The organism is Pseudoalteromonas sp. MM17-2 (genome assembly GCF_022347945.1).
Taxonomy (GTDB): Bacteria; Pseudomonadota; Gammaproteobacteria; order Enterobacterales; family Alteromonadaceae; genus Pseudoalteromonas; species Pseudoalteromonas ruthenica.
In genome coordinates, this window is the sequence record NZ_JAKRFV010000023.1 from 62,929 (window position 1) to 70,930 (window position 8,002).

Sequence of the window (8,002 nt, forward strand, 5' to 3'; positions counted from 1 at the left end):
TGAGCCTGAATAGCCTGTCTTTATGGTTACTCAACAGCAGGTTAGCCTACGTGAGTGCCCTGACACTAAGGCGTTTACACCGAAGAAAGCGCAAAGTGCTTAAATACATGGAAGCCATTAATCAACAGTGCTAATAAAAAGGCAGGCGGATAACAGCTAGCCAATTCCTTTATATGTAAAAGGGCGCGATTTGCGCCCTTTTCATTGGTTAAGGTGAATTAAAACTCACTGGGCGCCGGCGGCACACTCAGTGGTTTTTTCGGATTTGCTTTAAGCTCCTTTAACAGCTCTTCAACCGCACGCTCAATCGATGGGTCTTGGCCTTTGTAAATAAGCTCTGGGCGATCAATCACCTTAATATCAGGGGTGACTCCCTCATTTTCGATGATCCAATTACCTTCGTTATCTAAAATACGGAAGGTCGCGGCAATCACTTGACCGCCATCCACTAGGCTGGGATTACCTGAAATCCCAATGAGGCCGCCCCAGGTGCGGGTACCAATCAGTTTACCTAACCCTGCTTGACGGAAGTAATAGGGTAGGGCGTCACCGCCGGAGCTGGAATAGCCGTTGATCAGCATGGCTTTTGGTCCATCGTGCGCAAACTGCGGCGTTTTTGTCGGCTCGACACCACGGCGCTTCCAATAGTTTAGAGGCTTGCGAGCCAACCAGGTGATCATATGTTCGGGAATAAACCCACCGCCATTATAACGATCATCAATGATCATGGCGTCTTTGGTGGTTTGCGGCATGTAATTTTTAAACATGGCGCGGTTACCTTCATAATGGGTATTCGGTAAGTGCACATAACCAATACGCCCGTCAGAGAGCTTATCAACATAAGCGGCGCGGGTGTTGACCCAATGCAAATAACGTAGCCCTTGCTCGCTGGCAACCGGCTCGACACTGACTTGCCATGCCCCCTTGCTACTCGGTTTGTCGTTAAGCACCAGCTCAATTTGCTCACCCTGAGTGTTCTCCAACAGCTCATAAAAGTTCGCTACTGTTTTTACTGAGCGACCATTAACGGCGATGATAAAGTCGCCTTTGCTGGCTTTCACACCGGTGGTGCCAAGCGGAGAGCGGAAGTTCTCGTGCCAGTTTTCGCCTTGGAAAATGTGCTCAATTTGCACATAGCCAGAGCGATGGCTGGCCAGTTTGGCACCCAGTAGGCCATGGTTTTTACGCTCGGCTTTGGGCATATCGCCGGATTGCACGTAAATATGGCCGGCGTTAATTTCCCCGGCGATTTCACTGAGAACATAATCTAAATCTGCGCGGTGGGCCACGGCATTGGCCATGCCTTGGTACTTCTTAACAATGGCATCCCAGTCCTGGCCGTGGTGGTTCTCATCGTAAAACCAATCGCGCAGGGTGCGCCAGCCTTCCACATACATTTGTTGCCACTCAAGCTGAGGGTCGATTTTCAGCGTCATAGTGGTTAAATCCAATTTTGTGGCGCTTAAATCTTGCTCTGGTTTAGGCGCAATAATGCTGTAGTCATCGCCAGCGCGCACTAACAGGTGTTCGCCATTTGCCGATACCGTATAGCTGCTAACGCCCTTAGCCACGGTTTTCAGCTCGCTATCGTGCTCGGTGCCAAGTAGTTGTAAGGCGCCGTTAGCCATCACCAGCACGCCACCGTCAACGCCATGCAGTGAGCGATAATCGCCCGAGGGCGCGTTTAGCGCGGTCACGCGTTGCATAAAGCCCGTGCTTTGCAGTTGGTTGCCATTGTCGGCATCGCTTTGCGCATCGTCGTCACTCACTATGGTGGTTTCGTCACTTTGCAATGCAACCAATGGCGTTATATCAGTGTTCACTGCCGCAGCGTAGATGCGTGTGGCGCGGTTAAACATGTAATCGAACTCGTAGCTGCTAAAGGCTAAGTTAAAGTCACGCTCAGAGGTGAAATACAGGTAGTTGCCATCCGGTGAGAAAGTGGGGCTGTGCTCATTGGTCATCTCGTCGGTCAGGCGAGTCACGTCTTGCTCGTCGGTATTGTAATGCCATAACGAGCCGTAGCGGTTTTCATTGTTTTTAACATAGACAATGTCTTCGCTATTAGGTGACCAAGTGTACTGACGAATACCCTCTTCATCATAGATACTAGTATCAATTTCATGCTGCTTGCCTGATTGCGCATCCAGCCACCATAACGTGTGGTTTTTATCGGCAAAAAGCAGCTTAGAGCTGTCGGGGGACCAGATTGGGGTAAAGCGCCAAATGGTGCCATTACTGGTCAGTTGCTTAACGGCGTTATTATCCGCGCGGTCCTGCAAATAAATCTCGTATTCACCGGATTCGTCGCTCATGTAGGCAATATAGCGGCCGTTGGGCGACCAACTGGCGTCTATTTCTCGACCTTTAGGGGTGTAGGAAAGGTTACGAGTTGGGCCTTTTTGAGCGGGGACGCTAAATAGCTCGCCTCGGGCGGTAAACAAGGCCCGTTTGCCATCATGAGACAGCGACATAGAGTCGATAAAGTCGCTCACATTTTTGCTGTAAGGCATGGCATATTGGCGCACGCCAGCGACATTAATGGTGAGCTTATTGCTTTGCTCGGTTTTGGGGTCGAAGCGATATAAATAACCCCCATTTTCGTACACCACCGCGTTGGGGCCAGCTGATGGCCACAGCACATCGAAGTCTTCATGGGTGGTGAGCTTTTTAGGCGCTTCGCCTTCGCGGTATTGATACAGGTTTAAGGTGTAGTCGCGATCGGAGACAAAGTAGATATTATCGCCCACCCAAGTTGGCTGCTGATCGGTGGCGCGATCTGTGGTCAGCTGCTTGGAGCTGTTTTGGTCTAAATCATACACCCATACATCTTGGGCACGACCGCCGCGCGAGCGTTTCCAGGTACGAAATTCACGATCAATCGGGGTGTATACATATTTGCTGCCATCTGGGCTTAGCATACCACCCCCGGTCTCAGGAATAGCCAGAGGCTGCTCTAGGCCACCATCGGCAGGCACCATGTATGGGCGGCCCATGCGTTTACCCCAGGGAGTGCGGTTTGCACGAAATACCACATGTTTACCATCGGGTGTCCAATCAAGCACCCGGTAATCGAAACCGCCACGCGGTGGCATAGGACCAACATCGTTGTAATAGGTAAGCTGTTTAAGGCCTGAACCATCGCGGTTAATGACGTAGATTTGTCGGCTGCCATTATACTCGGCGGCAAAGGCGATCCGTTGGCCATCCGGGGAGAATTTAGGGAAAGTTTCAAAGCCGACATGATCGGTCAGGCGCTGGCTGGCACCGGTTTCGGTGTTTGCTACATACACATCGCCAGCATAAATGAAGGTGACATGTTCGTTATGAATATCAGGAAAGCGCAATAAGCGTGTGTCTTCAGTTTCATAGGCTGACACCCACGGGGCCAGCGTTGCGGCCATGGCGAGTGCCAAGGTGGTTATTTTTCTCATCTTTGGTAACCCTTTTTTTAGAAGCTGTTACATCATAACAAGGGTACTTACAATTGCGACAGCGCTGCGATAAAAGGCTGTTACAAAATATGTCAGCTACTGAGCTTGGCGCAGATAAATGAAATAACATTAGGTAAACCCTAGTGCCTGTGTTAAGGTGCCCCTGTCTGATGAGTTCTACCCAGATTCGATATTTGCTTTTGTCCTTCAGTTCTTCGTGAGTCCTATCCAGTTAGTGTTCCACCCGAATTTAAGCACCAAGCCGTTCGTGTTAGCTAGTACTTAGTTTGGCATTACCGCGTCTGTTAAGCAGCGCACATTTATATATAAAAGATTTTGGAGACACTATGTCTAATACAACTGGTACAGTTAAATGGTTCGACGAGAGCAAAGGTTTCGGTTTCATCACTCCTACTGATGGCGGCAAAGACGTATTCGTACATTTCCGCGCTATCGTTTCTGATGACGGCTACCGCACTTTGCAAGAAGGCCAAGAAGTTCAGTTCACTGTTGAACAAGGCGCTAAAGGCCCACAGGCTACACAAGTTACAGCTGTTTAATAACGGCGTTAATCTGTGATGTAATTGAGCGCATACGCTCACTTGTAATAAAAAATACCTGAGCCTGAGCTTGGGTATTTTTTTGTCTACCGCACTCGCATTTCTATTGTTTTCTCATCGCCATAAGCTTCACTTAAGTTTCACATTTTATGTTAGCCGCACGAATTCTCTTTAATGCGATGACATGCTCAAATTATACATACGGCAATTTGCCCCCTTTATTTTATTCGTAACTACTTTAGCAGTAATTTTTATGGCTACTCGGCTCGGTTTAATGCTCTGGCAACATGAGCGTTTGGAAGCAGGTCAGTGGGGGTTGGTATTACTAGGTGGTGTGCGTATTGATCTGAGCAGTATTGTTTATATAGCTCTGCCACTATTAATCATCAATGTGGTGTACTTGATGGCACCACGCAAATTGAAATACGTTTTATTTATTTTATTAAAAGCTTATGCGGCACTTACTATTGCGACAATTGTGTTGGTCGAAGCCGCAACACCAGCATTTATCTTGCAGTATGACGTTCGACCAAATCGATTATTCATAGAATATGTGCAATACCCCAAAGAGGTTCTATCCATGCTTGCGAATGGACACTTTCTCGCGGCAGCAACCTCACTCATTCTGGCCTTGATTTTCGCCATTGCTACAATCCGTTATATACCACGTCCTTATTGCCAACATCAGTCTCGTCGCTTCAGCGTATTTGCAGTCTTAGTCACGGTAGTTACGCTGGCGGTTCTAGCTCGAGGTACGTTTGCACATCGTCCTTTAAACCCTGCACTAGTTTATTTCTCTCAAGACGCTTTAGTGAATTCACTCATTTTGAACTCGTCATACAGTGTGGTTTTTGCAGCCAAAAATATGGCCTCGGAACGCAGCGCGCAGACCTTGTACGGGGCAATGGCTGAGGAGCAGGTTGTTAAGATAATGAAGTCATCCACTTTTCGTTCCTCAATGGGCGATGAGCATATACCGACACTCACGGTTAATGCTCCTTATCACCAAGGTCAAAGTAAAAATGTAGTTATTATTTTAGAGGAAAGCCTGGGAGCGCGGTTTGTTGGCGCCCTGGGTGGTAAAGGATTAACCCCACAACTAGATAATTTATACGCTCAAGGATGGGGATTTCATAGCCTTTATGCAACGGGTACGCGCTCGGTGCGAGGCATTGAGGCGGTTATAAGTGGCTTTTTACCATCGCCCTCACGTTCAGTGGTGAAGCTATCAAAGTCCCAAAAGGAATTCTTTACCATTGCTCAGCTGCTTGCTAGGCACGGTTATATGACACAGTTCATTTATGGTGGCGAGAGCCACTTCGATAATATGAAAAGCTTCTTTCTGGGGAATGGATTTCAGGATATTGTCGATATGAATGATATTGCCGAGCCTCAGTTTACGTCCTCTTGGGGGGTCAGTGACGAAGATTTATTTATTCAAGCAGATAAAGAACTCTCTTATTTAGCGCAGCAGCAACAACCTTTTTTTAGTCTTATTTTCACTTCTAGTAATCATGATCCCTTTGATATTCCAGAGAATAAAGTCGTTCTCAATGCGGTCGGTACCAATGAACATGTTAAGCGAAATTTGGCGATAAAGTATGCCGATATGGCGCTTGGTCAATTTATTGAGCGTGCAAAACACAGTGAATATTGGCAGGATACTGTGTTTCTTATCGTTGCAGATCATGATGTTAGGGTGTATGGGCGTGAGCCAGTGCCAATTAAATCCTTTCATATTCCCGGCGTTATTCTCAATTCTCCTTTTGACGGCACTCAAGATGATCGGCTTGTCAGTCAAATAGACTTGCCAGTGACTTTACTCTCCTTAGCAGGTATTGAAGCGGCAACGCCTATGACTGGGTTTGATCTTACAAAGCATTATCCAGTAGAAAGAGCGCTGATGCAGTATTACGACAACTTTGCATACCTAGAGAATGACAAAGCGGTGGTATTAATGCCCGGTGAAAGGGCTAGCTATTGGTCTTATAACAAAGCATCAAAAACGCAAACATCGTTATCAACGGGCAATAAGTTGGTCACTTTGAAAAATAAAGCGTTGGCCCATGCCTTATATAGCACGATGGCGTATCAAAAGCGCTTATATCAACTGCCACAACCTAAGTAATGAATTACCACACTATGATAAAACGAGAGAAGGTTGACTATGCGCTTTGACAACACCAAAAAGCCAAAAGGGTTCAAGCGAATTGTCTTTGCATTGCGACACTCGTTAAGGGCTCTTTCTTGGTTAATAAAAAACGAATCAGCATTTAAGCAAGAGGTGACATTACTACTCGTATCGTTAGTCGCGCTTGGTGTGTTACAAGCCGGTATTTATCAATGGATAGCCGTGATTGGGGCCACACTTTTTGTGATGTTTGCTGAAATATTAAATACCGCAATTGAAGTGATCGTCGATAGAGTAGGGTTAGATATTCATCCTTTATCTGGACGGGCAAAAGATTTAGGGTCGGCCGCTGTACTCGTGGCATTAATCATCTATGCACTCGTTTGGGTAGCTGTCATTACTGCGTTTTAGAGCTGGCTTTCGACGCTATGACGTTTGACGTGAGCGAGCAACAGCGGAAAAAAGTGTAAAAACACCGCCTCAAACTGCTCAAAATGTTGCTCAATATCGTTAATGCTGCCAGCAAACTCATTGTTAAAGCGGATACGTTTGGCAATGTTATCCAGCGCCAAAGCCACCCCGTCTAAGTGGGCATAGGTGCTAAACCAGTCTTGGTCGCTCATACGCGCAACCACCTGTTGCATGGCTTGGGGCATATGCGACTGACGCCTTAGTAGCAGCGTGTAGGCGTGATTGCGAAAGTTAGCAAACTCCGTGCTACTGAAGCGCGACCAATAGCGAATGAGAAAGTGATCGAACAACACATCTAACGCTACCCCGGCAAAGCGGCGGCGCTGAGGTGAAAACAACTGCTTGGCTTGCCTCACCTGCTCATTGTTATCGGTGAACTTATCCACCAATAAATGATTTTTTAACCCCAAATACACAGGCCGAGGCAATTGCTCGGTACTAACACCACGGCGAAAGTCACCAAGCAAATTACCAAAGTGGGAATCCGCTGTGTTTTGGGCCAAAAATAAATGCGCGAGGTAATTCATGACAGCTAAGTGTTCACAGGCTACATGCATTTAGTGTAAAGCATGAGTAAGGCTTAGGTGAAGTAAGTTGTGCCTGCTGAGGCGAGGATTCAATGGCAATGTAGCATATAGTAAATAAGCTTAATTTGAGCCGCGAGATTCAGAAATAGTGTTTTAATAAAGCTTAGATTGTTACCTATAGTTGTTAAGTGGGCTCCCTTGAGCAATTACTGTAAATAATATAACAGCTTTTAATTAACGCTATTCTCTTGAAGGGGAGCCACTTTTTTTGTTATAGACCGCGACTAGCCAAATCTATACGTGTACGGTACTGGAGTGAAGCCGCTCGCTTGCAAACGTGGTAAATGCGAACGTCCCCTTTCAGTAAGCGCCGGGCTATGCCACGCAGCTGTTGTGCGACATACTTAGGGCCAGCCACTATACCGTGAGGCCTAGGCACAAGATCCATCGCATCACTGCACTCTTCTGACTTGCTAACCATTTCCCATACAAGCTCTATAACCTTGTCATTAACATTTAATCGCATAGCATAAGGCTTACCGAAAAAACCTTCTATAATGCGCTTAACCTCATCGCTGCTTACATCCGTGTACTTACTGGCCATCAGCCTTGTCTCCTTTTTTATTAAACATTAATCTGATGAATACGTTCGAATTGCTATTTGTTCCAATGCCGAAATAGGTCTCAGGCTTGCTGTTTGGAACAAATGTAATGAAATGCTTGTACGGTGTGTCAATCGCACCAAGCTCATAATAAAAATTGCCAATATCCCTTTTTACAATGCCTGAGCTTTCAACTGTGGCAAGAAACTCGCGGCGCAGCTCTATATAGTCGTTTGTAATACTTGGCTCGGGTGATTGAGTTGCACTGTAAAGCTGA

Annotated in this window: 7 protein-coding genes; 3 read left to right on the plus strand and 4 right to left on the minus strand. The window is 46.6% G+C overall.

Translation table 11 applies throughout. The features are described from left to right. Window positions 1-218: 218 nt before the first annotated feature. Window positions 219-3,434, minus strand: coding sequence for a S41 family peptidase (locus tag MHM93_RS16555; protein ID WP_239449889.1), 3,216 nt, complete (start codon window positions 3,432-3,434; stop codon window positions 219-221). 347 nt (window positions 3,435-3,781) lie between these two features. Here MHM93_RS16555 and MHM93_RS16560 point away from each other — a divergent pair, with 347 nt between their 5' ends. From MHM93_RS16560 to MHM93_RS16570, 3 genes are all read left to right on the plus strand, one after another. Continuing rightward, window positions 3,782-3,994: a cold-shock protein gene (locus tag MHM93_RS16560; protein WP_022946139.1), complete on the plus strand. Its 213-nt coding sequence runs from the start codon at window positions 3,782-3,784 to the stop codon at window positions 3,992-3,994. A gap of 253 nt (window positions 3,995-4,247) precedes the next feature. Then, on the plus strand, window positions 4,248-6,122 hold the full coding sequence (locus tag MHM93_RS16565) for an LTA synthase family protein (RefSeq protein ID WP_239449891.1): 1,875 nt from the start codon (window positions 4,248-4,250) through the stop codon (window positions 6,120-6,122). Window positions 6,123-6,161: 39 nt separating this feature from the next. After that, window positions 6,162-6,536 (plus strand): diacylglycerol kinase, encoded by a 375-nt coding sequence (locus tag MHM93_RS16570; RefSeq protein ID WP_138548133.1) that lies wholly within the window; start codon window positions 6,162-6,164, stop codon window positions 6,534-6,536. Here the strand turns inward: MHM93_RS16570 and MHM93_RS16575 are convergent. From MHM93_RS16575 to MHM93_RS16585, 3 genes are all read right to left on the minus strand, one after another. After that, window positions 6,533-7,123 carry an ACP phosphodiesterase gene (locus MHM93_RS16575; RefSeq protein ID WP_239449892.1) on the minus strand — a complete coding sequence of 197 codons (591 nt, stop codon included), beginning with the start codon at window positions 7,121-7,123 and terminating at the stop codon, window positions 6,533-6,535. The genes MHM93_RS16570 and MHM93_RS16575 overlap by 4 nt on opposite strands. Before the next feature lie 271 nt (window positions 7,124-7,394). Then, complete coding sequence (locus MHM93_RS16580) at window positions 7,395-7,727, minus strand: hypothetical protein (protein ID WP_239449894.1); 333 nt, start codon at window positions 7,725-7,727, stop codon at window positions 7,395-7,397. Then, window positions 7,717-8,002 (minus strand): hypothetical protein (locus MHM93_RS16585; RefSeq protein WP_239449895.1); only part of this gene is annotated, 286 nt, incomplete at its 5' end. The genes MHM93_RS16580 and MHM93_RS16585, both read right to left, overlap by 11 nt.